Consider the following 24572-nt stretch of genomic DNA (forward strand, 5'->3'; position numbering starts at 1 on the left):
CGCTTAACAATCAGTCAAACGACGCGTACCAGACCCCTCACTTCTCAATTAAGACGGTGACTGTACCCCACTACAAGTTCATCCCCAACTATGGGGGTAGCATTGTCGAAGCTTCTGACAGTAGAAAGCTAGAAACTAAATAATGATGTACCGCCTGGGCTTCGGCCCAGGCAGCCACTAAATATGAACCTCACTAATAGGTGGTCAGGCGGCTATGTGTACTGCGAAAAAAAAATGGCTCTCGAACGACATATTTTTTGTGCTTAAAGATGGCGCGACTTACTTGTGGGACTATAGAAATCACGCTCAATACCAATTAAGCACTGGAGAATTTGAGCGACTAGTGCATTTTTCGGCAGGCGATTTCGTATCGGATACGGACGATGACATATCCATAGATACATCCGGGGTCCTTCATGAAGTAAAACCAACCGATGAATGGGGTTGGGACGTGCTATCAAAAATATTCCATATTGGGACATCTCATCCGAATTCCCCAACCCCAGACAAGCCTGAAATGTACATTGAATATGCTAAAAGCTACTTAAATTTTTGCAAGTCAATTCATAAAAACGAACCAAATATTTCTTTAGTAAAAGGAGGCAAAAAAACTTTACTGCCACCTCCAAACATCTCGGTCATTAAAGAAGCGAGCCTTTGGGAGACCCTTTTGGCACGTCATACCTGCCGAGATTTTTTTGATACGTCAGTATCAATATTGTCACTAGCGACCGTACTGTATGGAACTTTAGCAGATAAAAAAGAGGCCGATTACGACGCTCCGATTGGCGCTCAAAAGTTCGGCTTCAGAAGGACGTCACCTTCAGCCGGAGGCTTACAGGCGACAGAGGGTTACGTATGGGTACGAAATGTCGAGGATCTCGCACCCGGCATTTATCATTATATAAGTGAGCAGCATACTCTGGAGAAAGTACGCGATCTTCCAACTGAAGTAATATCTACTTATTTATGCGGCCAGCACTGGGCAAACAATTTAGCGTTTGCAATTTTTTTTACCTCTCGCTTTGACAAACTTTGGTGGAAATACCCCCACTCTCGTGCCTATCGCCCAATGCTGATGGACGTCGGGCATTTATCACAAACTGCAAATTTATTAATTACCGCGCTTGGTTTACATCCTTGGTTGACCGGTTACTTTCATGACAAAGAGATAAATGAACTCTTAGAGGTCAACCTTCCCTCGGAACAAGTCATTTTCTTGGTGGGTGCGGGGCATGGAACGGGTAGTTCGTACACCAAAGAAGTTAGAGAACTACTAGACGGAATCTGATGAGGGACTGAGCATGGTCAATGTAGAAAATGATGACATTGTAATTCTTGGCCTTAAGGATGGACATGACGGGGCGGTGGCCCTAATTATTGGTAACCACTTGGAGTTTTCTGTAGAAGCAGAAAAGGATAACGGCCTTCGTTTTTCAAGCGTGACACCCGACATACTGTTGAAAATTTCTCACATGATCAACAACCCCGTGGACATAGTAGCTCAGAGTGGGTGGAGTAGAGGACTTAGCTCAAAAGGTGACACCATTGGTGCAGGCTATTCTGGATTAGAGCAGATCATTAATCAAAAACGCTCAATATTGGGTCACGACGTTACTTATTTTTCATCCTCCCATGAGCGCTCACACCTTTTATGCGGATACGGGCTTTCACCCTTTCCACAAGGGCAGCCTTGCTACGCATTACTCTGGGAGGGCTATTTCGGCGCATTCTATCGAATCGATGAAAACGTAAGTATTACCAAATTAGGTAGTGCACTTGAAAACCCTGGGGACAGATTTGCTTTTTTATACGCGCTCGCAGATCCTACTTTTAATCTTGGAGCGGGACAAATTCGTTTAAGTGATGCCGGCAAACTCATGGCGCTCGCTGCTTATGGTGAAAACGGTGATATTGATGAGGACGCCAGACACATAATAGCGACACTACTTGACGAGAACATGAACTTTAGAACGCTTCACAAGCACCAATTCCGCAACAGTGAATATTACAATATTGGACTTGACGACCCTCGACTTGCATCACTTGCACATCACCTGTCAAACGCAATTTTCAATCTGTTTCGTGATTTTGTACAGCCACTGGTTTTTGATGACGCACCTTTATTAATTGTTGGCGGATGCGGATTAAATTGTGACTGGAACTCCAAATGGAAAGAGACACAACTATTCTCTGATGTATTTATTCCTCCATGTACAAACGACAGTGGATCTGCGATTGGAACTGCGATTGACGCATTATGGCATACCAAGGGACTTGCCAAGATAACCTGGTCACCCTATGCAGGGGAGCCTTCACAAACTGACACAGATAGCACAGGCACCTTCGTTAGTGAACCCTATGATAGGCGACGTGTTGCGCGATTGCTTCATGAAGGTTGCATATTAGGTTGGGTGCAGGGCAGATATGAAATGGGTCCTAGAGCCCTGGGAAATCGCTCAATATTAGCGGCGCCCTACCCTAGAGAAAACCTCATTAAATTGAACAGAATCAAGAAGCGCGAAGGGTTCCGACCTATTGCGCCGATATGTTTAGAAGAATGTATGGCTGAATACTTCTGCCCGCCTGACCCCTCACCCTTCATGCTGGAATTTCGCAAAGTTATTTCATCTAAAATTCCGGCCGTGACGCATGTTGACAACTCAGCGCGCCCTCAATCAGTCAATAAGTTGCAGAATCTTTGTATGTATCAATTACTGAGCGCCTATCGTGATGTTTCAGGAGTTGGGGTACTTTGTAACACCTCACTGAACTTTAACGGCCGTGGCTTTATAAATAGGTTGAGCGACCTGTATCGATTCGCCAGTGAACATAAACTCGACGGCTTCGTATTTGAAGACCACCTTTTTCTCAATTCAGATCGGCATGATGAAAACGTCAAGTAAACTTATTTACGTGCAAGCGCTATCCAGTCTCTCACTGTGGCTTGATATTTTTTTGATCTTCACGGTTCCCGTTTATCTATGGCATGCCTCTCCTTCATCAATAGCGCTCCTGGCTTTTTGCCTGGGCGCCCCAATGTTGTTTTTTGGTCCTATCGTTGGAACGCTGATAGATCGGCATGACGTAAGGAAAACACTCGTATTTGGCGCCTTAATGCGCACACTATCTACCGTAGCGCTGGCAGTGTCTCCAGACCTTCAGAGTTTTCTGTTTTTCGTTATCATCAAAGGCGTGTCAAACCTATTTTACTTCCCTTCGATAACCATTATGGTTCGGCAACTGATACGTGCTGAAGAGCGCAAATCTTTTTTCAGCTACGTCAGTGTATTTGATCAATCCTCAAAAATTTTTGCGCCGTTACTTGCAGGCGTGTTAACGGCAGTATTATCGCCTAAGGGTTTATTCTTTTTGTCGGCTGCCGCCGTTTTATTAACCTTCCCACTCCTAAGGTCTACTTGCCTGGTATTTCGACCGCAAATGAATAGTTCCGCCACGAAAACCCTTCCACTCTATCGCGACATGACGAGAGGGCTTTCTATATTTAATGCCTTGCCCTTTCAACTACGCATAGGTTTTTTGTACTCCCTGCTTATATCGCTGGCGTTAGGAATTTACGACCCGCATTTGGCGTCTTTTCTAGCCTATGAAGGTTTACCTCCAGTTAATTTTTCAGTAATTGTCTCGGCAACAGCCGGAGGTGCAATATGTGCAGCACTGCTGGTGAAGTTCAAGCTGGGCAATATTGATGAGATTCTACTTCGGTCACATGCATTAGTTGTTTTCTCTGCAGCATTACTCCTGACCGCAATCTTAGTACTTTTCCAAGTACCGGGAAGAGCCTATATCTATCCGTTGGTTTGGTTTGTAAATGGCTTCGGCTATGAGACGCTGATAATATCTTCAAATATAATCCTTCAACAATTATGCCCTTCTGACAACATCGGAAGAGTCTCCATGTCTTTCAGGAGCATCCAAATACTCTGCGTTATAACAGGACCTTCTTTAGGAACAGTGCTAATCATCGCAGGCGGTCGCCCAGCGCCTTTTGTCGTGGCTGCAGGCATGGCATTTTTAACTGCATCAGTGTCAATTGCGGTCTATTTTTATTGGAATAAAAAACAAGCGCACACACCTGTCAGTTAGTGCTGAATCAAACGATCACCTGGCGATTTTCCTGGTACTCAAACTTACCTAGTCAAATCCCACCCACAAAAAAACCCGCATCGCTGCGGGCTTCTGTTTAAACGCCTAAGGCTCAGTTCACCTTGGCGTTCAGCTCACCTTTGAGGTAACGCTGGTACATCGCTTCCAACGAGATCGGCTTGATCTTCGAAGCGTTGCCCGCAGTACCAAAGGCTTCGTAACGTGCGATACACACATCACGCATCGCGGTCACGGTGGCGCCGAAGAATTTACGTGGGTCAAATTCGCTTGGGTTGGTGGCCATCAGGCGACGCATTGCGCCGGTAGACGCCAAACGCAGGTCGGTGTCGATGTTGACCTTGCGCACGCCGTACTTGATGCCTTCAACGATTTCTTCAACCGGTACGCCGTAGGTTTCTTTGATGTCGCCGCCGTACTGGTTGATGATCGCCAGCCACTCTTGTGGCACCGAGGAAGAACCGTGCATCACCAAGTGGGTGTTAGGGATGCGTTTGTGGATTTCCTTGATGCGGTCGATGGCCAGCACGTCGCCGGTAGGCGGCTTAGTGAACTTGTAGGCGCCGTGGCTGGTGCCGATGGCGATGGCCAGGGCGTCAACTTGGGTCTTCTTGACGAAGTCGGCGGCTTCTTCCGGGTCGGTCAGCATCTGGCTGTGATCCAGCACGCCTTCGGCGCCGATGCCGTCTTCTTCGCCGGCCATACCGGTTTCCAGGGAACCCAGGCAGCCCAGCTCGCCTTCAACCGACACACCGCAGGCGTGGGCCATGGCTACAGTCTGTTGAGTGACGCGGACGTTGTACTCGTAGTCGGTCGGGGTCTTGCCGTCTTCGCCGAGGGAGCCGTCCATCATCACCGAGCTGAAGCCCAGTTGGATGGAGCGCTGGCACACGTCAGGGCTGGTGCCGTGATCCTGGTGCATGCACACCGGGATGTGTGGGAATTCTTCGATCGCGGCGAGGATCAGGTGACGCAGGAATGGGGCGCCGGCGTATTTGCGGGCACCGGCCGAAGCCTGGACGATCACTGGGGAGTCGGTCTTGTCAGCGGCTTCCATGATGGCGCGCATCTGCTCAAGGTTGTTGACGTTAAAGGCTGGGACGCCGTAGCCGAACTCGGCTGCGTGGTCCAGCATTTGACGCATGCTGATAAGTGCCATTGTGTTGTCTCTCCCGTTCGAGGGTCGTTAATCGTGCAAGCCTGCCGTAGCGGCGGCTGCTATTCAAGTTATTGCAGGTCAGGGTTTGCATCCCTGGCTTGCTGAATCGTTATTGCAGTGTCCGATTCAAAAATCCATGTCACTTTGGAACCGGATCTACTGTGGGAGCGGGCTTGCTCGCGAAAGCGCTGTATCAGCAAACACATTCATTACAGACCCACCGCATTCGCGAGCAAGCCCGCTCCCACATTTTGATCTCATCACATTCGAGATCGTGTTCGTCTTACTGGGCCTTGCAACCTCGCCCGATCAAATCATCGGTGGCGACCCAGTAAATCAGGCCTTCCTCACCTTTTTGGTGAAACGCCAACTGGTCGTTGCTGTACAGCACGCCCGAGGCGGCGACGTCCTGCTTAAGACGGTAAACCTGGTCCGAGCCGCCGAGGCGTACATCCACTTCGGAACGGGCCGGGTTGGCAAAGCGCCAGTTGACCTCGGCCTTGCTGTCGCAGGTCCAGGTGGTCCACTTGTCGGCAGGCTCTGCCTTGTTGAACATGTTCATGCTGCTGCAGCCGGCCAATAAGGCCAGTGCTGCCAGGGCGAAAACGCCTTTCATTGCCAATCCTCGAACGACGGCCCAAGGGCCGCCACTGCTGTCGGTTAGTTGATCAGACCCGTCAAGGGCAACCCTGTTCCTGACCGTTGGGCGCGGCGTCGTATTTCTCAAGCCGTTCGTTGCCGATGCGCTTGTTGATCACCGGCATGGTTTCGGCTTGCCAGTCAGCCTGGTAGCAGCTTTTTTTCTGCCCAGGCGCAGGCTCTGCCGCCGCAGGCTTAGCGCTTGGCGTGCTGCCACAGCCGGCCAACAGGCCCGCTGCGACCACCAGTACCAACGACTTGATCATGGGAATACTCCTTTTCCGGATCACGCGCCTCAGCCTTTGGCTCGGGTTTCCAGCACTTCAACGGCCGGCAGAACTTTACCTTCGACGAATTCGAGGAATGCGCCGCCACCGGTAGAAATGTAGGAGATTTGGTCAGCAACGCCATATTTATCGATGGCCGCCAAGGTATCGCCACCACCGGCGATGGAGAAAGCCGAGCTTTCAGCAATGGCGTGGGCCAGTACTTGGGTGCCGTTGCCGAACTGGTCGAACTCGAACACACCAACCGGGCCGTTCCACAGAATGGTCTTGGACGACTTCAGCAGTTCAGCGAAGTTGGCCGCGGTTTGCGGGCCGATGTCCAGGATCATGTCGTCGGCCGCTACGTCAGCGATGAGCTTGACGGTGGCTTCGGCGCTTTCAGCGAACTCCTTGGCAACCACCACGTCCACCGGCAGCGGCACGCTGACTTTGGCAGCGATGGCGCGGGCGGTGTCGAGCAGGTCGGGTTCGTACAGCGACTTGCCCACCGGGTGACCAGCGGCTGCCAGGAACGTGTTGGCAATGCCACCGCCCACAATCAGCTGGTTGCAGATCTGGCTGAGGCTGTTGAGCACGTCCAGCTTGGTGGACACTTTGGAACCGGCAACGATGGCGGCCATTGGCTGGGCCGGTGCGCCCAGGGCCTTGCCCAGTGCATCCAGTTCAGCGGCCAGCAAGGGGCCGGCGGCAGCGACTTTGGCGAACTTGGCCACGCCATGGGTCGAACCTTCGGCGCGGTGCGCGGTGCCAAAAGCATCCATCACGAACACGTCGCACAGGGCCGCGTATTGCTGGGCCAGTTCGTCGCTGTTCTTTTTCTCGCCTTTGTTGAAGCGCACGTTTTCGAACAGCACGATGTCGCCAGGCTTAACGTCGACACCGCCCAGGTAGTCAGCCACCAACGGCACGTCGCGACCCAGGGCCTTGCTCAGGTAGTCGGCAACCGGCTTGAGGCTGTTTTCGGCGGAGAACTCACCTTCGGTCGGGCGACCCAAGTGGGAGCAGACCATCACGGCCGCGCCTTTTTCCAGGGCCAGCTTGATGGTCGGCAGCGAGGCCAGGATTCGCGCATCGCTGGTGACAACACCGTCCTTGACTGGGACGTTGAGGTCTTCGCGAATCAGTACGCGCTTACCTTGCAGATCGAGGTCGGTCATCTTCAACACGGTCATGGGTCGCAGTTCCTGAGTTACTGTTGAGGTTGTTTAGAGGCGATGTGCAGATAATGTTCCGCAACATCCAGCATTCGGTTGGCAAACCCCCATTCGTTGTCGAACCAGGCCAGGATGTTCACCAACCTTGGGCCGGAAACGCGGGTCTGGCTGGCATCGACAATCGCCGAATGCGGGTCATGGTTGAAATCACAACTGGCGTGCGGCAACTCGGTATAGGCCAAAAGGCCCTTGAGCGGGCCGCTGGTGGCGGCGTCGCGCAGTATCCGGTTGACCTCGGTGGCATCAGTGTCGCTGACGGTTTGCATGGTGATATCCAGGCACGACACGTTCACCGTCGGCACCCGTACGGCTTTGGCCTGAATTCGCCCGGCAAGTTCCGGTAACAATCTTTCGATGCCACGGGCCAGGCCGGTAGACACCGGAATCACTGACTGGAACGCCGAGCGGGTGCGGCGCAGGTCTTCATGGTGATAGGCGTCGATGACCGGCTGGTCGTTCATCGCCGAGTGAATCGTGGTGATCGACACGTAATCCAGGCCAATCGCCTGATCCAGCAAGCGCAACAACGGCACGCTGCAGTTGGTGGTGCAGGAGGCGTTGGACACCAGCAGTTCGTCGCCGGTCAGGCAATCCTGGTTAATGCCGTAGACGATGGTGGCGTCGACATCCGCCTCGCTGGCCATCGGCTGGGAAAACAGCACACGCGGTGCGCCGGCGTCGAGAAAACGCTGGCCATCGGCACGGGTGTGATAGACACCGGAACATTCCAGCACCAGGTCGACGCCCAGTGCTTTCCAGTCGATGCCTTCGGGGGTGGCACTGCGCAAGACCTGCACGCAGTTGCCATTAATATGCAGACAGTCGCCTTCCACTCGCACTTCGCCCGGGAAGCGGCCGTGGGTGGAGTCAAAGCGCGTCAGGTATTCGATGCTGGCCATGTCGGCCAAATCGTTGATCGCGACAATTTCAAACCCGGCCGCCGCCCCTCGCTCGAACAGAGCACGCAAGACGCAGCGACCAATGCGGCCGTAGCCGTTGAGTGCAACTTTGTAGGGACGCGGTTGAGGCATGGGGTTCTCGATCAAGGTTAGTTCGGTGTTGAATGTTCTGACGCCATCGCGGGCAAGCCCGCTCCCACATTAGACCGTGATCCAAATGTGGGAGCGGGCTTGCCCGCGATGGCGCCAGTACAGACAACGCAGACTGACTTAGTCTTCCAGCAGCTCTTCAGCCTGACCCAGGATGTTTTCCAGGGTGAAACCGAACTCTTCGAACAACGCTGGCGCCGGCGCCGACTCACCGTAGGTGGTCATGCCGATCACGCGGCCTTCCAGGCCCACGTACTTGTACCAGTAGTCGGCGTGAGCCGCTTCGATGGCGATACGCGCACTGACCTGCAGTGGCAGAACCGATTGCTTGTAGTCGGCATCCTGGGCTTCGAACAAGCTGGTGCACGGCATGGACACAACACGTACGTTGCGGCCTTGCGCGGTCAGCTTGTCGTACGCCTGAACGGTCAGGCCCACTTCGGAACCGGTGGAGATCAGGATCAGCTCCGGCTCGCCAACGCAGTCCTTGAGCACGTAGCCACCACGGCTGATCGCAGCGATCTGCGCGTCGGTACGCACTTGGTGTTGCAGGTTCTGACGCGAGAAGATCAGCGCCGAAGGGCCGTCCTTACGCTCAATGGCGTGCTTCCAGGCCACGGCGGATTCAACCGCGTCGGCTGGGCGCCAGCAATCCAGGTTCGGCGTGGTGCGCAGGCTGGTCAGCTGCTCGACCGGCTGGTGCGTCGGGCCGTCTTCGCCCAAGCCGATGGAGTCGTGGGTGTACACATGGATAACACGCTTCTTCATCAGCGCAGCCATACGTACGGCGTTGCGCGCGTATTCCATGAACATCAGGAAGGTTGCGCCGTAAGGCACCAGGCCGCCGTGCAGGGACACGCCGTTCATGATGGCGCTCATGCCGAACTCGCGCACGCCGTAGTACATGTAGTTGCCGCTGGCGTCTTCAGCCGAGACACCTTTGCAACCTTTCCACAGGGTCAGGTTGGAACCGGCCAGGTCAGCCGAACCGCCGAGGATCTCAGGCAGCAATGGGCCGAAAGCGTTCAGGGTGTTCTGGCTGGCTTTACGGCTGGCGATGGTCTCGCCCTTGGCCGCGACTTCAGCGATGTAGGCCGAGGCTTTTTCCGAGAAATCGGCAGGCAGGTCACCGGCGAGGCGGCGCACCAGTTCGTTGGCCAGCTCCGGGAATTCGGCGGAGTAGGCGGCAAAACGCTGGTCCCACTCGGCTTCGGCGGCCAGGCCTTTTTCCTTGGCGCTCCACTCGGCGTAGATATCAGCCGGGATTTCGAACGGGCCGTGGTTCCACTTAAGCGCTTCACGGGTCAGGGCGATTTCCGCGTCACCCAGGGGGGCACCGTGGCAGTCTTCTTTACCTTGCTTGTTCGGCGAGCCGAAACCGATGGTGGTCTTGCAGCAGATCAGGGTCGGCTGCTCGCTCTTGCGAGCGGTGTCGATGGCGGTTTTGATTTCTTCCGGATCGTGGCCGTCGACGTTGCGGATCACCTGCCAGTTGTAGGCTTCGAAACGCTTAGGGGTGTCGTCAGTGAACCAGCCTTCGACTTCGCCGTCGATGGAGATACCGTTGTCATCGTAGAAGGCAATCAGCTTGCCCAGGCCCAGCGTACCGGCCAGGGAAGCGACTTCGTGGGAAATGCCTTCCATCATGCAGCCATCACCCAGGAACACGTAGGTGTGGTGGTCAACGATGTTGTGGCCAGGGCGGTTGAACTGCGCGCCCAGGACTTTTTCAGCCAGCGCGAAGCCGACAGCGTTGGCCAGGCCTTGGCCCAGGGGACCGGTGGTAGTCTCGACGCCTGGGGTGTAGCCGAATTCAGGGTGGCCCGGGGTGCGGCTGTGCAGCTGGCGGAAGCTCTTGAGGTCATCGATGGTGACGTCGTAGCCGGTCAGGTGCAGCAGCGAATAAATCAGCATCGAGCCATGGCCGTTGGACAGCACGAAGCGGTCGCGGTCGGCGAATGACGGGTTGCTCGGGTTGTGTTTCAGGTAGTCACGCCAAAGTACCTCGGCGATATCCGCCATGCCCATCGGGGCACCGGGATGGCCGCTGTTGGCTTTTTGCACGGCATCCATGCTGAGGGCACGAATGGCGTTGGCACGCTCACGACGGCTGGGCATCGCTGATCTCCTGGGGTTTGAGAAAAAGAAACGGAAAAAAGGACCGGCATTTTCCCTCAGCCACCGCCTGCGGGCAATGACAGATAGTCACTTGAGGGTGTTTTTCCTGCCGTTTGCGCGGCAATCGCTTGCAGAAACGGGCCACTGCTTCGTCTAAAGGTTATAGCGGCTGCTTATAACCACCGATTATCGACCAATATCAAAACTTTTTGATATTGGCCTTGCGGGGATTTCCACCCGTCACTAGACTGCTGGCCTTATGAACCTATCTGCGCCCACCTTGCGTCCCGACGACGGCGATGAACTGGCAGCCCTGTGCAAGGCCGCTGGTGATCCGTTACGCCTGAACGTATTGCGCGCACTGGCCAACGATTCTTTCGGGGTACTGGAGCTGGCGCAGATCTTCGCCATCGGCCAGTCCGGCATGAGCCACCACCTCAAGGTACTGGCCCAGGCCGACCTGGTAGCTACCCGCCGCGAAGGTAATGCGATTTTCTACCGACGCGCCCTGCCCCACACCGAACTGCTCGGCGGCAAGCTGCACGCCGCCCTGCTCGAAGAAGTGGATAATTTGAGCCTGCCGGCTGATGTGCAGTCGCGTATCAGCCAAGTCCACGGGCAACGCGCCGCGGCCAGCCAGGACTTTTTCTCCCGGGTTGCCGAAAAGTTTCGCGCCCAACAGGACCTGATCGCCGGCTTGCCCCAGTACCGCGAAAGCGTACTGGCGCTGTTGGACAAGCTGAGCTTCAGTGATGAGGCGACGGCGCTGGAAGTTGGCCCTGGCGACGGCGGTTTCCTGCCGGAACTGGCGCGCCGCTTTACGCAGGTCACGGCGCTGGACAACAGCCCGGCGATGCTCGAACTGGCGCGCCAGCTTTGCGAGCGCGAAGCGTTGAGCAACGTCAGCCTGCAGTTGGCTGATGCGCTGAACGACACCGGGCTGCGGGCCGACTGCGTGGTGCTGAACATGGTCTTGCACCATTTCGCCGCCCCCGCCGACGCCCTCAAGCACATGGCAAATTTGCTGCAACCGGGCGGTAGCCTGCTGGTCACAGATTTATGCAGCCACAACCAGAGTTGGGCCAAGGAGGCCTGCGGTGATCTCTGGTTGGGTTTTGAACAGGACGATCTGGCCCGTTGGGCCACCGCTGCGGGACTCGTTCCCGGGGAAAGCCTCTATGTAGGTTTACGTAATGGTTTCCAGATCCAGGTCCGCCATTTTCAGCGGCCGGCTGGCGACACTCACCATCGGTAAATATCAGGAAAACATCGAGATGAGCGAATACTCCCTTTTCACCTCCGAGTCCGTGTCTGAAGGGCATCCGGACAAAATCGCCGACCAGATTTCTGACGCGGTGCTGGACGCCATCATTGCTGAAGACAAGTTCGCCCGTGTGGCGTGCGAGACTCTGGTGAAAACGGGCGTGGCGATCATCGCCGGTGAAGTCACCACCACGGCCTGGGTCGACCTGGAACAGATCGTCCGTGACGTGATCACTGACATTGGCTACAACAGCTCCGACGTCGGCTTCGACGGCGCGACCTGCGGCGTGATGAACATCATCGGCAAGCAGTCGCCCGACATCAACCAAGGTGTGGACCGCGCCAAGCCTGAAGATCAAGGCGCCGGCGACCAAGGCCTGATGTTCGGCTACGCCAGCAACGAAACCGACGTGCTGATGCCGGCGCCGATCACCTTCTCGCACCAGTTGGTACAGCGCCAGGCGCAAGCGCGTAAATCCGGCGTGCTGCCGTGGCTGCGCCCGGATGCCAAGTCTCAGGTGACCTGCCGTTACGAAGGCGGCAAAGTCGTCGGTATCGACGCCGTCGTACTGTCGACCCAGCACAACCCGGATGTTTCCTACGCCGACCTGCGTGAAGGCGTCATGGAGCTGATCGTCAAGCACGTGCTGCCGGCCGAACTGCTGACCAAAGACACCCAGTTCCACATCAACCCGACCGGCCAGTTCATCATCGGCGGCCCGGTGGGCGACTGCGGCCTGACCGGTCGCAAGATCATCGTCGACAGCTACGGCGGCATGGCCCGTCACGGCGGTGGCGCGTTCTCGGGTAAAGACCCGTCCAAGGTTGACCGCTCGGCAGCCTACGCCGGCCGTTACGTGGCCAAGAACATCGTCGCGGCCGGCCTGGCTGAGCGTTGCGAAATCCAGGTTTCCTACGCCATCGGTGTGGCCCAGCCTACGTCGATCTCGCTGAATACCTTCGGCACCGGCAAGATCAGCGATGACAAGATCGTCAAGCTGGTGCGTGAGATCTTCGACCTGCGCCCGTACGCAATCACCACCATGCTCGACCTGCTGCACCCGATGTACCAGGAAACCGCAGCCTACGGCCACTTCGGTCGTACCCCTGCGCAGAAGACCGTCGGCGACGACACCTTCACCACGTTCACCTGGGAAAAAACCGACCGCGCCAACGACTTGCGCACGGCTGCCGGCCTGTAACAGCTCGCGGTACACAAAGCCCCGCAGGGTTTTCCCTGCGGGGCTTTTTATTGTCGGGCGATTTACCCGAGACGCTCACATTTTTTGGATCCAATACTTGCAGGCTAAATAATGGCCATCTAGAATCCGCGCCCTCTCGGGCCCTTACCTTACTTGGATATTGCCCTGCGCCAGCCCGGGACAGATAAGCGCGCAGGCAATCGAACATTGAGGTTTTCATGCGCTTTTCCACGCTCGCCACTGCCGCTCTTCTGCTCAGCCTGTTCGCCCTGCCGGCGCATGCCGCCGACCTGAGTGCCCTGGGTGGTGCCTTGAGCTCCCAACTGGGCGGCAATTCCGGCAACTGCCAGCAGCAAGCCAAAGACCTGCAAACCAAGATCGATGCTGCCGAGGCCGCCAACGACTCGCTGAAAGTCAAAGCCTTTAAAGCGGCGCAGGAGCAGGTCAACAAAGGTTGCAACAAATTGGCTGAATCCCAGGCCAAAGTCGACGCCAAGCAGCAAACGCAGGAGGCCAAGGCTGACAAGAACGATCCGGTGAAAGCCTTGGGCGGTCTGTTCAAGTAAGCAGAAACACCTGGTAAAAAGCCCCGCACCGTCGGGGCTTTTTTGTGGCTGCGTGGATCATTTAGGCTGGGCACCCTTTCCGAGCAAGGATGCTCATGATGCGGTTACTGATTGCTCTTTTACTCAGCGCCCTGCCTTTTTTGGCGTGGGCTGAAGATTGCCCCGAGGAAGCTCGATCACAGGTCAGCACCCTGGCTGAACAGATCAAGCTGTGGGATGACAGTTATCATCGGCTCGGCCAATCCCCTGTCAGTGATGAACTCTACGATCAGGCCCGGCTGCGCCTGGCTCACTGGCGAGAATGTTTTGCCCAGCCTGCGCAAGTGGCGGACAACCCACTGGCAAGCTCACGGGGTACGCGGGCCCACCCGGTCGCCCATACCGGGCTGGAAAAGCTGCTGGACGAACAGGCTGTCGATGACTGGCTCAGGACCCGACAAGACGTGTGGGTTCAACCCAAGGTCGACGGTGTTGCGGTGACCTTGGTGTATCGCAAGGGTCGGTTGAGCCAACTCATCAGCCGAGGCAACGGCTTGCTCGGCCAGGACTGGTCGGCCGCCGCACGCCAGATCCCCAGTATCATCCGGCAACTGCCGGAACCCATCGACCTGGTGCTGCAAGGCGAACTCTATTGGCGCCTCGACGAGCATGTGCAGTCAAATGATGGCGGGCTGAATGCACGCAGCAAAGTGGCCGGGCTGATGAACCGTCGACAGTTGAGCGATGCCGAGGCTGCAGGAATCGGTCTATTCGTCTGGGCCTGGCCAGACGGCCCAGCAGACTTTACCGAGCGCCTGGCTGGCCTGGCGCGATGGGGTTTTACCGACAGCAGCCGCTACAGCCAGCCGGTCCAAACCATCAGTGACGCCGCACACTGGCGCACCTACTGGTACAACCAACCCCTGCCCTTCGCCAGTGATGGCGTGGTGCTGCACCAGGCCTCACGCGCGCCCGCCAAACGCTGGCAAGCCAGCGCACCTTACTGGGCGGTTGCCTGGAAGTACCCGGCGGCCAAGGCACTGGCGCTGGTGCGCAAGGTTCGGTTCAAGATCGGCCGCACCGGGCGCATCACCCCCATCCTGGAGCTGGAGCCGGTGCGACTGGATGATCGGCAAATCAACCGCGTCAGCGTCGGCTCCCTGAAACGCTGGCAAGCGCTGGATATCCGGCCCGGTGATCAGGTGTCCATCAGCCTGGCCGGCCAAGTGATTCCTCGACTGGACCAAGTGATTCTGCGCAACGAAACACGCGTGCAGGTGCAAGCCCCCAACCCTCGAGACTTTCACCCCTTGAGCTGTTGGCAGCTGGACCCCGGCTGCGAGGAGCAACTGCTCGCGCGCCTGACCTGGTTGAGCGGCAACCAGGGCTTGTCCATGCCGCACATCGGGCGCGAAACCTGGAACGTATTGATCCAGGCCGGTCTAATCGCAGGCATTCTCGATTGGTTAACCCTGGATGCGGCAGAGCTTGCTAACATTGATGGCTTGGGTGATCGCAGCCGTGCGCGTTTACTCGACAGCCTTCAAAGCGCGCGGCAACGGCCGTTTGCTCAATGGCTCAAAGCCTTGGGCGTACCGCCTTCGGCACGCAACGACCTGGAGGGCGGTTGGCAGACCCTGGCCGCCAGAGACACCCAGGCCTGGCTGGCTAACGACGGCATCGGCCCGGGCCGCGCGGCGCAATTGAGCGCTTTTTTTCGCGACCCACAGGTACAAGCTTTGGCTGAAACACTACGTGTGGCAGGGATTGACGGGTTTTGAACCTGGCCCTGCCACCTTCAACCCACGGCAGAATTCATCCTGCCATTTGATTGCGACCCTGGAGCCTTACATGAAATTCCTAGCACCGCTTGCCTTGTTCACCGTCGCAAGCTTCATGACCACCCCGCTGTTGGCCGCCGAAGAAGCGCAACCCCTGACCGGCTGCGCCGCCAAGCGCCAAGCCATCACTACTCAGATCGAACAAGCCAAGGCCCATGGCAACAGTGAGCAACAAGCAGGCCTGGAAAAAGCCCTGAGCGAAGTCACCGCCCATTGCACCGACGCGTCTTTGCGCAAAGAGCGTGAAAACAAGGTGCTCGACGCCAAGCACGACGTCAGCCGCCGTCAGGCCGACCTCGACAAAGCGATGAAAAAGGGCGACGCGGACAAGATCAACAAACGCAAAGACAAGCTCGCCCAGTCGCGCAAAGACCTGCAGGACGCCGTCGAAGAACTCGACGAGTAAAACCGGTCAGTGGTCCCGAAACTGTTTATGGCAGGCCGTGCAGGCATCTTCAACCTTCTGCACTGCCGGCCCAAGGTTGCTGGCCTTGTAAGGCTGCACTTGGCTTGCGATCACCAATTCACCGGTGGCTGTTTCAAGGTTTCGGGCCAGTTCCTGGAAGCGTGCCTGTTGCTGCCACACATTATCCTTGGCGCTGGTGTGATCTTCCTCGCGCACGCTCGGGAAATGTTTCCACGGTTCGTGGGACAACGCATCGAGCTTGACCGCGCCTTCGGCGAATTTCGCACCGTCGAACGGGATACGCCCACGCAACATGCCGCCCAGGTCTTCGCCGGTCTTGAGCATCTGTTTAAAAATCGCCTTGCGCTGACCCAGGGGCGAGTTCGGATCGACACCGCCGCAGGCGGACAAGGTCAGGCAGGCCAGCAATACCAGGGTCAGTTTTTTAAAAGTCATCATGGCTTCAAGGTCACGGGAAACGGCGGCCAGTATCCTCGCCCCGCCCGTAAAGACCAATAGCCCTATTAATAATAAGGGTTGCCCAAAAGCCCTACGGCGCGGGCAATCGCTTCAGGAATTACGTGTATGAATGTCACCTTGAAACCTTGGAGCCGCCGCCTGGCGTGGGCTCTGCCGATGATCGCGTTGCTCGCCGGCTGCGATGGCGGCAAAGACGCCGGCAAAGATGAAACCGCTAAACCGCATGCTGTCGCCACCTATGTGAGTGCGCCGTGGGAAGCCCTGCCGGCCGTTTCCGACAGCGACCTGCTGGCCGGGTTTGAATCCTGGCGCAGCGCCTGCCAACGCCTCAAGGCTGACCCGGTCTGGGGCGCGACCTGTGCAGCTGCGGCCGCCGTGCCGAGCGATGCCACGGCGGTTCGCGGTTTTCTCAAGGAGCGCCTGGATGTGTTCGGCCTGCGCTCGGCTGACAACACACCCAATGGCCTGATCACCGGCTACTACGAACCGGTATACCCCGGCAGCCTCACCGAAACCGCCACCGCCCATGTGCCGGTGTATGGCGTGCCGGATGACCTGATCATCGTCAACCTTGAAAGCATCTACCCGGAACTCAAGGGCAAGCGCCTGCGCGGTCGCCTCGAAGGCCGTGTGCTCAAACCCTATGACGACGCCAGTACCATCAACGGCCAAGGCTCTACCGCCAAACCGATTGCCTGGCTGACCAACCCGATGGACCTGCAGTTTCTACAAATCCAAGGTTCGGGCCGAATTCAACTGGCGGGTGGGCGCCAACTGCGTGTCGGTTATGGCGACCAGAACGGCTACCCTTACCGCCCGATCGGCCGCTGGCTGGTGGAGCAAGGCGAGCTGAAGAAAGAAGACGTGACCATGGGTGCGATCAGCGCCTGGGCGAAGGCTAACCCGCAACGTATTCCGCAATTGTTGGCGAGCAACCCCAGCTATGTGTTTTTCAGTGCCCGCCCGGACAGCAATGAAGGCCCGCGCGGTTCGCTGAATGTGCCGTTGACTGCTGGCTACAGTGTGGCAGTGGATCGCAAGGTAATTCCGCTGGGCAGCCTGTTGTGGCTGTCGACCACCAAACCTGATGGTTCGCCGATTGCCCGACCTGTGGCGGCCCAAGACACCGGCGGTGCAATCACCGGCGAAGTGCGCGCGGACCTGTTCTGGGGCACGGGTGATGCGGCGGGTGAATTGGCCGGGAATATGAAGCAGCAGGGGCAGATCTGGATGTTGTGGCCTAAGGGCGCTGCGTTGCCGCACGTGCCGGATGCGCCCGCTGGGACCTGACAGACGATGTCGTCTAAATGTGGGAGGGGGCTTGCCCCCTCCCACAGGTATTCGCGTTAAGCCTTAGATCGAGACAAAGAAGAAACTCGCAATCAACGCTATGCCCAGCGCCCACACCAGCGAGCGCAGCATCGCCCAGTCCGCCAGGTAGCAAATGATGTACAGCAGGCGACTGGTGATAAACAGCACCGCCAACACATTGATGGTCACCAGCGACGCGGTGCCGGCCAGGTGAGCAATGATCACCGCCGCGGCAAATGCCGGGGTGACTTCAAAGCTGTTGAGCTGCGCACTGTGGGCGCGTTTGGCGAACCCTTCGAGCGTGTCCAGGAAAGCGCGAGGGTCGTGGTTCTGGCGAGGCCCGAACTTGCCGCCGCTGAACTTGGCCACACCTGTGCACAGGTAAGGCAGAAAAATTGCGATCAACACACACCAGAAAGCCACCGTCATCACTGATTCCTTTTGTAGTTTTAGCCAGCGGTTAAAGTTTTAGCACTAAAAGTGCCACGCCGCACTTAACCGCTATGAACCACGCCACCGCAAAAGGTTCTACCGGCCTTTTGCCCTACACCTTGCAACATCCCGCCACTGCTGCGGTCCATCCACCCATTAACCAACGCTCACTCCACCTTTCAAGGACCCCGGATGCTTGAACTTGTCGCCGCCTTCATTTGCCTCACCACGCTGCTCACCTATGTGAACTACCGTTTTATCGGCCTGCCGCCCACCATCGGTGTGATGGTCACGGCCCTGCTATTTTCGCTGCTCTTGCAAGGCCTGAGCTTCATCGGCTATCCAGGCTTGGAAGAGCGCATTCAGCAATTGATCGGCCAGATCGACTTCGGCGACCTGCTGATGAACTGGATGCTGTCGTTCCTGCTATTCGCCGGCGCCTTGCACGTCAACTTGAGCGACCTGCGCAGTTACCGCTGGCCCATTGGCCTGCTGGCGACCTTCGGCGTGTTGATTGCCACGGTGGTGATTGGCAGCCTGGCGTACTACATCTTTGCGCTGTTCGGCTGGCACGTGAGTTTCCTTTACTGCCTGCTGTTCGGCGCGCTGATTTCGCCCACCGACCCGATTGCCGTGTTGGGTGTGCTACGAACCGCTAACGCGTCGAAACCGCTGAAAACCACGATCGTCGGCGAGTCGCTGTTCAACGACGGTACAGCCGTGGTGGTGTTTACCGTACTGCTGGGCATCGCGCAGTTGGGCGAAACACCCACCGTCAGCGCCACGGCCATGCTGTTCGCCCACGAGGCGATTGGCGGCGTGGTGTTCGGCGGGCTGATCGGTTATTTGGTGTACCTGATGATCAAGAGCATCGAGCAGCACCAGATCGAAGTGATGCTGACCCTCGCCCTGGTGATCGGCGGCTCGGCAATGGCGACCGAACTGCACGTCTCGGCACCCATTGCGATGGTGGTGGCCGGGCTGATCATCGGCAACCTGGGCCGCAAGCTGGCGATGAACGACATGACTCGCCGCTACCTGGATGGCTTCTGGGAATTGCTCGATGACATGCTCAACGCCCTGCTGTTCGCGTTGATCGGCATGGAGCTGCTGCTGTTGCCGTTCAACTGGCTGCACGTATTGGCCGCCAGTTTGCTGGCCGTGGCGATCCTGCTCTCACGCCTGTTGACCGTGGCCCCGGCGATCCTGCTGCTGCGGCGCTGGCGCACAGTGCCGCGCGGCACTATCCGTATCCTCACCTGGGGTGGTTTGCGTGGCGGGGTTTCAGTGGCGCTGGCGCTGGCCTTGCCGCTGGGGCCGGAGCGCGACCTGCTGCTGAGCATCACCTACATCGTGGTGCTGTCGTCGATCCTGTTGCAGGGGTTAAGCATCGGCAAGCTGGTCAAGCGCGTGACCCGGGACGAGCCCCAAGCCACGCCTGAGCATCATTGATCCTTGTTGATCTGCTGCGGATGCCTCGGGTCCGCAGCCGCTTTACCTGGCAGGCTGCTTTCGCTGCGAATCTGCGCATGGCTGATCAGCGCAAAGATAAAGCTGCCGCCGATGATATTGCCCGCCAGGGTCGGCCCGGCGAACACCAGCCAGAAATCCTTCCACGGCAACTCGCCGGCAAACACCAGGTACGACACTTCCGCCGAGCCGACGACGATGTGGGTGAAGTCCCCCAACGCCATCAGGTAGGTGATCAGGATGATGATCCACATCTTGGCGCTTTCCATCGATGGGATCATCCACACCATGGTGGCGATCATCCAGCCGGAGATGATGCCTTTGGCAAACATCTGGCCGGCGTCGTTTTCCATGATCTTGCGACCGATTTCGAGGAAGGCCAGATCGGTCTTGGTATCGAAGATCGGCAGGTGCAGCATCACATAGGCCACCAACAAGGTGCCGCACAGGTTGCCCACCAGCACCACCGACCACAGCCGGAGCAGTCGCCCGGCATTGCCCCACGTGGGCTTGCTCATCACCGGTAACACGGCGGTCAGGGTGTTTTCGGTGAACAGTTGCTGGCGCGCGAGGATCACCGCGAGGAAGCCTGCGCAATAGCCGAAGCTGGCGATCACTTTAAAGGCCTCGCCCTGCGGCAGTCGGGAATTGAGTAACCCCATGGCCATCAGCGAAAGGCCCATGGTCAGCCCGGCCGCCAATGCCGACCACCACAAGGCGGCAACACTGCGCTCCAGTTCCTGGTCGCCTTGGGTGCGGATGATCTCGTGCAACACCGCCGCACGGGGCGGCTGGTTCTTGTCGACGTCTTGCTGTTCTTCCTGCGACAAGTTGGGGGTCTTGCCGTTTTCTTGCGTGGCCATGGGCGTACCTGAACGGGGGTGTTGTTCAGGTACGACCTGTCGCCCATCAAGAGCGTTCACTGGCCAGTTGCAGGATTACTCGCTGATGCCGTCTTCCTGGAACTGGTCCTTCACGTACTTGATCTCTGTACGGCCGTGCGGCGCCGGCAAACCGTCTTCACCCAGGTTGACGAAGACCATTTTTTCCACGGTCAAAATGCTCTTGCGGGTGATCTTGTTGCGCACTTCACAGGTCAGGGTGATCGAGGTGCGGCCGAACTCGGTGGCGGTGATGCCCAGCTCGATGATGTCGCCCTGGCGCGAAGCGCTGACAAAGTTGATTTCAGAGATGTACTTGGTTACCACACGCTGGTTGCCCAACTGAACAATCGCGTAGATGGCCGCTTCTTCGTCGATCCAGCGCAGCAGGCTGCCACCGAACAGGGTGCCGTTGGGGTTGAGGTCTTCGGGTTTTACCCATTTGCGGGTGTGGAAGTTCATGGTCACTCCAAAGCGTGTTGCGAAATGATGGGCAACATCATGGCAGAGCCCAGGCTCAAGCTCTATGAACCATTGCCTATCAAGCCCATGAGCGATCTTCATATGCCCGACAGAAAGGCTTGGGAAGTCTGGCGCGCACAGCTATAATCGCCATCGCTTCAAAACGGTCATCTGTAATTGATACCGTTCTCCCGCCACCTGTCCGAGGGGCGCTGCAGCAGGCTCGACCTGTCAGGCTCGGATGGGGCGTTGTCCGGCCTGGTTAGCCAGCTGGATACTAAACGCACAACGGCGCCCATTCGCACACTACGAATGGAGGCTCTTCATGAGCGCTGTAATCACGCCTGCAGGTTTTACCGACTACAAAGTCGCCGACATGTCCCTCGCTGCCTGGGGCCGTCGCGAAACCTTTATCGCCGAATCTGAAATGCCAGCCCTGATGGGCCTGCGCCGCAAGTACGCCGCTGAGCAGCCGCTCAAAGGCGCGAAGATTCTCGGCTGCATCCACATGACCATCCAGACCGCCGTGCTGATCGAAACCCTGGTTGCCCTGGGTGCCGAAGTGCGTTGGTCGTCGTGCAACATTTTCTCGACTCAAGACCAGGCCGCTGCCGCTATCGCCGCTGCCGGCATCGCGGTTTACGCCTGGAAAGGCGAGACCGAAGAAGAGTACAACTGGTGCCTGGAGCAAACCATCCTCAAGGATGGCAAGCCATGGGATGCCAACATGATCCTCGACGACGGCGGCGACCTGACCGAGTTGCTGCACAATAAGTACCCGCAGATCCTCGACCGCGTCCACGGCGTGACCGAAGAAACCACCACTGGCGTACACCGCCTGCTGGACATGCTGGCCAAGGGCGAGCTGAAAATCCCGGCCATCAACGTCAACGACTCGGTGACCAAGAGCAAGAACGACAACAAGTACGGCTGCCGTCATAGCCTGAACGATGCGATCAAGCGCGGCACCGACCACCTGCTGTCGGGCAAGCAAGCCCTGGTGATCGGCTACGGTGACGTGGGCAAGGGTTCGTCCCAGTCGCTGCGTCAGGAAGGCATGATCGTTAAAGTCTCCGAAGTTGACCCGATCTGCGCCATGCAAGCCTGCATGGACGGCTTCGAAGTGGTTTCGCCGTTCATCGACGGCCAGAACGACGGCACCGAAGCAAGCATCGACAAGGCCCTGCTGGGCAAGATCGACCTGATCGTGACCACCACCGGCAACGTGAATGTTTGCGACGCAAACATGCTCAAAGCCCTGAAAAAGCGCGCCGTTGTCTGCAACATCGGTCACTTCGACAACGAAATCGACACCGCTTTCATGCGCAAAAACTGGGCATGGGAAGAAGTGAAGCCGCAGGTACACAAGGTTCACCGTACCGGCGCTGTCAAATTCGACCCACAGAACGACGATTACCTGATCCTGCTGGCCGAAGGCCGCCTGGTTAACCTGGGCAACGCCACTGGCCACCCAAGCCGCATCATGGATGGCTCGTTCGCCAACCAGGTACTGGCGCAGATCTTCCTGTTCGGCCAGAAATACGCCGACCTGTCGCCAGCCCAGAAAGCCGAGCGCCTGACCGTGGAAGTACTGCCGAAGAAACTCGACGAAGAAGTGGCCCTGGAAATGGTCCGCGGCTTCGGCGGCGTGGTGACTCAACTGACCAAGACCCAGGCCGACTACATCGGTGTGACCGTCGAAGGTCCGTTCAAGCCGCACGCTTACCGCTACTGATATGCCTGCTGCCTGCTCTCTCTGTGGGAGCGGGCTTGTGTGGGAGCGGGCTTGCTCGCGAATGCGGTGGGCCAGTCACAAAATATATTGACTGACCCGCCGCTTTCGCGAGCAAGCCCGCTCCCACATTGACGGTGTACATCTTCTGGCTTGATGAGTTTCCATAGGTATTACCATGTCCCAAGACCGTCGCTACAGCTTCGAGTTCTTCCCGACCAAGACCGATGCTGGGCATGAAAAACTGATGGCGACTGCCAAGCAGTTGGCCAGCTACAACCCCGACTTCTTCTCCTGCACCTACGGCGCCGGCGGCTCGACCCGTGACCGCACGATCAACACCGTGCTGCAGCTGGAAAGCGAAGTCAAAGTTCCCGCCGCTCCGCACTTGTCGTGCGTGGGCGACAGCAAGGCCGACCTGCGCGGCCTGCTCACCCAGTACAAACAAGCCGGCATCAAGCGCATCGTCGCCCTGCGTGGCGACCTGCCTTCCGGCATGGGCATGGCCAGCGGTGAGCTGCGCTATGCCAATGACCTGGTGAGTTTCATCCGTGAAGAAAGCGGCGATCACTTCCATATCGAAGTGGCGGCGTACCCGGAGATGCACCCCCAGGCGCGCAATTTCGAAGACGATCTGCAAAATTTCGTGCGCAAGGCCAACGCCGGCGCCGACAGCGCGATCACCCAGTACTTCTTCAACGCCGACAGCTATTTCTACTTCGTCGAGCGTGTACGGGCGATGGGTGTGAACATCCCGATCGTGCCGGGCATCATGCCGATCACCAACTACAGCAAGCTGGCGCGGTTCTCCGACGCTTGCGGCGCTGAAATCCCACGCTGGGTGCGCAAGCAACTGGAAGCTTATGGCGATGACGTCAAGAGCATCCAGGCGTTCGGCGAACAGGTCATCAGCGAAATGTGTGAACAATTGCTGCAAGGTGGCGCGCCAGGGTTGCACTTCTACACCCTGAACCAGGCTGAACCGAGCCTGGCCATCTGGAACAACCTCAAGCTGCCACGCTGAGGCTTGCTCCGTTACCCAAAGGCCCTCGTTAATACGAGGGCCTTTTTGTTTTAAATGCGCCACATCAACTTGCCCGCAAATGCGTGTGCCAGAGCTTCTCTTTAGTGCAGTAGCGTCGTAACCTCAGGGTATGCCCGTCATTCTCAAGCTGTTGACCGCTGTGTTTTTTACTTGTCTGAGCCTCACCGCTTACGGCGAGAAACTGCGCATTGTCACCGAGCCCTGGGCACCTTACGTGTACGACGATAACGGCAGCATGCACGGCCTGGACTATGAAACCACGGTGATCGTGTTCCAGCGTCTGGGTGTGGACGTGGAGTGGCAATTTTTGCCCTGGAAACGCTGCCTGGCCATGCTCGACCAAGGTCACGCCGACGGCGCGCTGGACATTTTCCACAGCCATGAGCGCGACGCCTTGCTGCTCTACCCCGGCGAACCACTGTCGGACGTCGAATTCGTGCTGTTCTACGCCAATGATCGCCCTCACCCGGCCGAAACCCTCGATGATGTGCGCGGGCTGACCGTCGGCACGTCGCCAGGCTACTTATATGGCGACGCCTTCAGCGAATCCACCCTGTTCAACCGCGAGCCGGCGCCCAGCCACGAGGCGAACTTCGGCAAGCTGTCGCTGGGGCGCATCGATCTGGTGATTACGGATCGCCGCGTGGGCCAGCATGTGATCAAGGCCATGGGCCTGGAAGGCAAGGTCAGCCAGGCGCCAGTGGTGGTCAGCCGCCAGCCGCAATTTCTCGCCGTGCGCCGTGGCGCAGGCATGGACCTGCTGGTGCAGCGTTTCGCTGCCGAACTCAAACGCTTCAAGCAGGAGCCCGCTTACGCCGTCTTGAGCGCCAAATATGGTGGAATCCAGGCGATTACGGCCTCTGGTAACACCGTTGAGCAGCAGGAAAGCGGCGCGCCGTGATTGCTCTGTT

The 24572-nt window shown here is 57.6% G+C and carries 23 protein-coding genes and 1 riboswitch; of the genes, 13 read left to right on the top strand and 10 right to left on the bottom strand.

What is annotated here, in order from left to right; genetic code table 11:
• Positions 1 to 214 precede the first annotated feature (214 nt).
• The 3 genes from ACA065_RS28510 to ACA065_RS28520 are packed head-to-tail and all read left to right on the top strand — an operon-like array spanning position 215 to position 4107.
• A complete protein-coding gene (locus ACA065_RS28510; RefSeq protein ID WP_497692449.1) occupies positions 215 to 1291 on the top strand; it encodes a SagB family peptide dehydrogenase in 1077 nt (358 codons plus the stop codon).
• 13 nt (positions 1292 to 1304) lie between these two features.
• Complete coding sequence (locus ACA065_RS28515) at positions 1305 to 2906, top strand: carbamoyltransferase C-terminal domain-containing protein (RefSeq protein WP_497692450.1); 1602 nt, start codon at positions 1305 to 1307, stop codon at positions 2904 to 2906.
• Positions 2854 to 4107: an MFS transporter gene (locus ACA065_RS28520; RefSeq protein WP_497692451.1), complete on the top strand. Its 1254-nt coding sequence runs from the start codon at positions 2854 to 2856 to the stop codon at positions 4105 to 4107. The genes ACA065_RS28515 and ACA065_RS28520 overlap by 53 nt, the downstream gene beginning before the upstream one ends.
• Positions 4108 to 4219: 112 nt before the next feature.
• Here ACA065_RS28520 and fba read toward each other — a convergent pair whose 3' ends face one another.
• From fba to tkt, 6 genes are all read right to left on the bottom strand, one after another.
• Positions 4220 to 5284, bottom strand: coding sequence for a class II fructose-bisphosphate aldolase (gene fba / locus ACA065_RS28525; RefSeq protein WP_003177554.1), 1065 nt, complete (start codon positions 5282 to 5284; stop codon positions 4220 to 4222).
• 283 nt (positions 5285 to 5567) lie between these two features.
• Entirely contained in the window at positions 5568 to 5900 is a 333-nt protein-coding gene (locus ACA065_RS28530; protein WP_497692452.1) for an MliC family protein, read from the bottom strand.
• Between the two features lie 61 nt (positions 5901 to 5961).
• Positions 5962 to 6189 (bottom strand): hypothetical protein, encoded by a 228-nt coding sequence (locus ACA065_RS28535; RefSeq protein ID WP_497692453.1) that lies wholly within the window; start codon positions 6187 to 6189, stop codon positions 5962 to 5964.
• Positions 6190 to 6218: 29 nt separating this feature from the next.
• Complete coding sequence (locus ACA065_RS28540; RefSeq protein ID WP_497692454.1) at positions 6219 to 7382, bottom strand: phosphoglycerate kinase; 1164 nt, start codon at positions 7380 to 7382, stop codon at positions 6219 to 6221.
• Between the two features lie 17 nt (positions 7383 to 7399).
• The gene (epd, locus tag ACA065_RS28545; RefSeq protein ID WP_016977753.1) at positions 7400 to 8455 is read right to left on the bottom strand and encodes an erythrose-4-phosphate dehydrogenase; all 1056 of its coding nucleotides are present in this window, start codon (positions 8453 to 8455) and stop codon (positions 7400 to 7402) included.
• Positions 8456 to 8593: 138 nt separating this feature from the next.
• On the bottom strand, positions 8594 to 10591 hold the full coding sequence (gene tkt / locus ACA065_RS28550) for a transketolase (protein ID WP_448653893.1): 1998 nt from the start codon (positions 10589 to 10591) through the stop codon (positions 8594 to 8596).
• A gap of 259 nt (positions 10592 to 10850) precedes the next feature.
• On the opposite strand from tkt, the gene ACA065_RS28555 reads away from it, so the two are divergent.
• The 5 genes from ACA065_RS28555 to ACA065_RS28575 all read left to right on the top strand — a co-directional run bounded on the left by ACA065_RS28555 (position 10851) and on the right by ACA065_RS28575 (position 15848).
• Entirely contained in the window at positions 10851 to 11846 is a 996-nt protein-coding gene (locus ACA065_RS28555; RefSeq protein WP_497692455.1) for an ArsR/SmtB family transcription factor, read from the top strand.
• Positions 11847 to 11865: 19 nt separating this feature from the next.
• Positions 11866 to 13056, top strand: a complete 1191-nt coding sequence (gene metK, locus ACA065_RS28560) for a methionine adenosyltransferase (protein WP_017139400.1) — start codon at positions 11866 to 11868, stop codon at positions 13054 to 13056.
• A gap of 218 nt (positions 13057 to 13274) precedes the next feature.
• On the top strand, positions 13275 to 13622 hold the full coding sequence (locus ACA065_RS28565; RefSeq protein ID WP_497692456.1) for a hypothetical protein: 348 nt from the start codon (positions 13275 to 13277) through the stop codon (positions 13620 to 13622).
• Positions 13623 to 13717: 95 nt separating this feature from the next.
• Positions 13718 to 15382 (top strand): NAD-dependent DNA ligase LigB, encoded by a 1665-nt coding sequence (gene ligB / locus ACA065_RS28570; protein WP_497692457.1) that lies wholly within the window; start codon positions 13718 to 13720, stop codon positions 15380 to 15382.
• A gap of 70 nt (positions 15383 to 15452) precedes the next feature.
• On the top strand, positions 15453 to 15848 hold the full coding sequence (locus ACA065_RS28575; protein WP_497692458.1) for a DUF1090 domain-containing protein: 396 nt from the start codon (positions 15453 to 15455) through the stop codon (positions 15846 to 15848).
• 6 nt (positions 15849 to 15854) lie between these two features.
• Here ACA065_RS28575 and ACA065_RS28580 read toward each other — a convergent pair whose 3' ends face one another.
• A complete protein-coding gene (locus tag ACA065_RS28580; RefSeq protein ID WP_497692459.1) occupies positions 15855 to 16304 on the bottom strand; it encodes a c-type cytochrome in 450 nt (149 codons plus the stop codon).
• 129 nt (positions 16305 to 16433) lie between these two features.
• On the opposite strand from ACA065_RS28580, the gene mltA reads away from it, so the two are divergent.
• Positions 16434 to 17618 (top strand): murein transglycosylase A, encoded by a 1185-nt coding sequence (mltA, locus tag ACA065_RS28585; protein ID WP_497692460.1) that lies wholly within the window; start codon positions 16434 to 16436, stop codon positions 17616 to 17618.
• A gap of 63 nt (positions 17619 to 17681) precedes the next feature.
• Here mltA and ACA065_RS28590 read toward each other — a convergent pair whose 3' ends face one another.
• Positions 17682 to 18068, bottom strand: a complete 387-nt coding sequence (locus ACA065_RS28590; RefSeq protein WP_497692461.1) for an MAPEG family protein — start codon at positions 18066 to 18068, stop codon at positions 17682 to 17684.
• A gap of 195 nt (positions 18069 to 18263) precedes the next feature.
• Between ACA065_RS28590 and ACA065_RS28595 the strand changes: the two genes are divergently transcribed.
• On the top strand, positions 18264 to 19523 hold the full coding sequence (locus ACA065_RS28595) for a cation:proton antiporter (protein WP_497692462.1): 1260 nt from the start codon (positions 18264 to 18266) through the stop codon (positions 19521 to 19523).
• Here the strand turns inward: ACA065_RS28595 and ACA065_RS28600 are convergent.
• The gene (locus ACA065_RS28600) at positions 19517 to 20404 is read right to left on the bottom strand and encodes a formate/nitrite transporter family protein (protein ID WP_497692463.1); all 888 of its coding nucleotides are present in this window, start codon (positions 20402 to 20404) and stop codon (positions 19517 to 19519) included. The genes ACA065_RS28595 and ACA065_RS28600 overlap by 7 nt on opposite strands.
• Before the next feature lie 75 nt (positions 20405 to 20479).
• Complete coding sequence (locus ACA065_RS28605) at positions 20480 to 20884, bottom strand: acyl-CoA thioesterase (RefSeq protein WP_010167614.1); 405 nt, start codon at positions 20882 to 20884, stop codon at positions 20480 to 20482.
• Positions 20885 to 21082: 198 nt separating this feature from the next.
• Positions 21083 to 21188, top strand: a riboswitch (S-adenosyl-L-homocysteine riboswitch).
• Positions 21189 to 21209: 21 nt separating this feature from the next.
• Here ACA065_RS28605 and ahcY point away from each other — a divergent pair.
• From ahcY to ACA065_RS28620, 3 genes are all read left to right on the top strand, one after another.
• Positions 21210 to 22619 carry an adenosylhomocysteinase gene (gene ahcY, locus ACA065_RS28610; RefSeq protein ID WP_497692464.1) on the top strand — a complete coding sequence of 470 codons (1410 nt, stop codon included), beginning with the start codon at positions 21210 to 21212 and terminating at the stop codon, positions 22617 to 22619.
• A 175-nt stretch (positions 22620 to 22794) separates the two neighbouring features.
• Positions 22795 to 23640, top strand: a complete 846-nt coding sequence (metF, locus tag ACA065_RS28615; RefSeq protein ID WP_497692465.1) for a methylenetetrahydrofolate reductase [NAD(P)H] — start codon at positions 22795 to 22797, stop codon at positions 23638 to 23640.
• Between the two features lie 130 nt (positions 23641 to 23770).
• Positions 23771 to 24562 carry a substrate-binding periplasmic protein gene (locus ACA065_RS28620; RefSeq protein ID WP_497692466.1) on the top strand — a complete coding sequence of 264 codons (792 nt, stop codon included), beginning with the start codon at positions 23771 to 23773 and terminating at the stop codon, positions 24560 to 24562.
• Positions 24563 to 24572: the final 10 nt, after the last annotated feature.

The organism is Pseudomonas sp. LBUM1640, from assembly GCF_059716225.1.

Excerpts from the sequence above, each read along its gene's own strand:
- ACA065_RS28515 (WP_497692450.1), top strand. The coding sequence starts at position 1,305 with ATGGTCAATGTAGAAAATGATGACATTGTAATTCTTGGCCTTAAGGAT.
- ACA065_RS28605 (WP_010167614.1), bottom strand. The coding sequence starts at position 20,884 with ATGAACTTCCACACCCGCAAATGGGTAAAACCCGAAGACCTCAACCCC.
- metF (WP_497692465.1), top strand. The coding sequence starts at position 22,795 with ATGTCCCAAGACCGTCGCTACAGCTTCGAGTTCTTCCCGACCAAGACC.
- ACA065_RS28565 (WP_497692456.1), top strand. The coding sequence starts at position 13,275 with ATGCGCTTTTCCACGCTCGCCACTGCCGCTCTTCTGCTCAGCCTGTTC.
- ACA065_RS28555 (WP_497692455.1), top strand. The coding sequence starts at position 10,851 with ATGAACCTATCTGCGCCCACCTTGCGTCCCGACGACGGCGATGAACTG.
- mltA (WP_497692460.1), top strand. The coding sequence starts at position 16,434 with ATGAATGTCACCTTGAAACCTTGGAGCCGCCGCCTGGCGTGGGCTCTG.
- fba (WP_003177554.1), bottom strand. The coding sequence starts at position 5,284 with ATGGCACTTATCAGCATGCGTCAAATGCTGGACCACGCAGCCGAGTTC.
- ACA065_RS28510 (WP_497692449.1), top strand. The coding sequence starts at position 215 with ATGTGTACTGCGAAAAAAAAATGGCTCTCGAACGACATATTTTTTGTG.
- ACA065_RS28530 (WP_497692452.1), bottom strand. The coding sequence starts at position 5,900 with ATGAAAGGCGTTTTCGCCCTGGCAGCACTGGCCTTATTGGCCGGCTGC.
- tkt (WP_448653893.1), bottom strand. The coding sequence starts at position 10,591 with ATGCCCAGCCGTCGTGAGCGTGCCAACGCCATTCGTGCCCTCAGCATG.
- ACA065_RS28600 (WP_497692463.1), bottom strand. The coding sequence starts at position 20,404 with ATGGCCACGCAAGAAAACGGCAAGACCCCCAACTTGTCGCAGGAAGAA.
- ACA065_RS28580 (WP_497692459.1), bottom strand. The coding sequence starts at position 16,304 with ATGACTTTTAAAAAACTGACCCTGGTATTGCTGGCCTGCCTGACCTTG.
- ACA065_RS28620 (WP_497692466.1), top strand. The coding sequence starts at position 23,771 with ATGCCCGTCATTCTCAAGCTGTTGACCGCTGTGTTTTTTACTTGTCTG.
- ahcY (WP_497692464.1), top strand. The coding sequence starts at position 21,210 with ATGAGCGCTGTAATCACGCCTGCAGGTTTTACCGACTACAAAGTCGCC.
- ACA065_RS28535 (WP_497692453.1), bottom strand. The coding sequence starts at position 6,189 with ATGATCAAGTCGTTGGTACTGGTGGTCGCAGCGGGCCTGTTGGCCGGC.
- metK (WP_017139400.1), top strand. The coding sequence starts at position 11,866 with ATGAGCGAATACTCCCTTTTCACCTCCGAGTCCGTGTCTGAAGGGCAT.
- ACA065_RS28575 (WP_497692458.1), top strand. The coding sequence starts at position 15,453 with ATGAAATTCCTAGCACCGCTTGCCTTGTTCACCGTCGCAAGCTTCATG.
- ACA065_RS28595 (WP_497692462.1), top strand. The coding sequence starts at position 18,264 with ATGCTTGAACTTGTCGCCGCCTTCATTTGCCTCACCACGCTGCTCACC.
- ligB (WP_497692457.1), top strand. The coding sequence starts at position 13,718 with ATGATGCGGTTACTGATTGCTCTTTTACTCAGCGCCCTGCCTTTTTTG.
- ACA065_RS28590 (WP_497692461.1), bottom strand. The coding sequence starts at position 18,068 with ATGACGGTGGCTTTCTGGTGTGTGTTGATCGCAATTTTTCTGCCTTAC.
- epd (WP_016977753.1), bottom strand. The coding sequence starts at position 8,455 with ATGCCTCAACCGCGTCCCTACAAAGTTGCACTCAACGGCTACGGCCGC.
- ACA065_RS28540 (WP_497692454.1), bottom strand. The coding sequence starts at position 7,382 with ATGACCGTGTTGAAGATGACCGACCTCGATCTGCAAGGTAAGCGCGTA.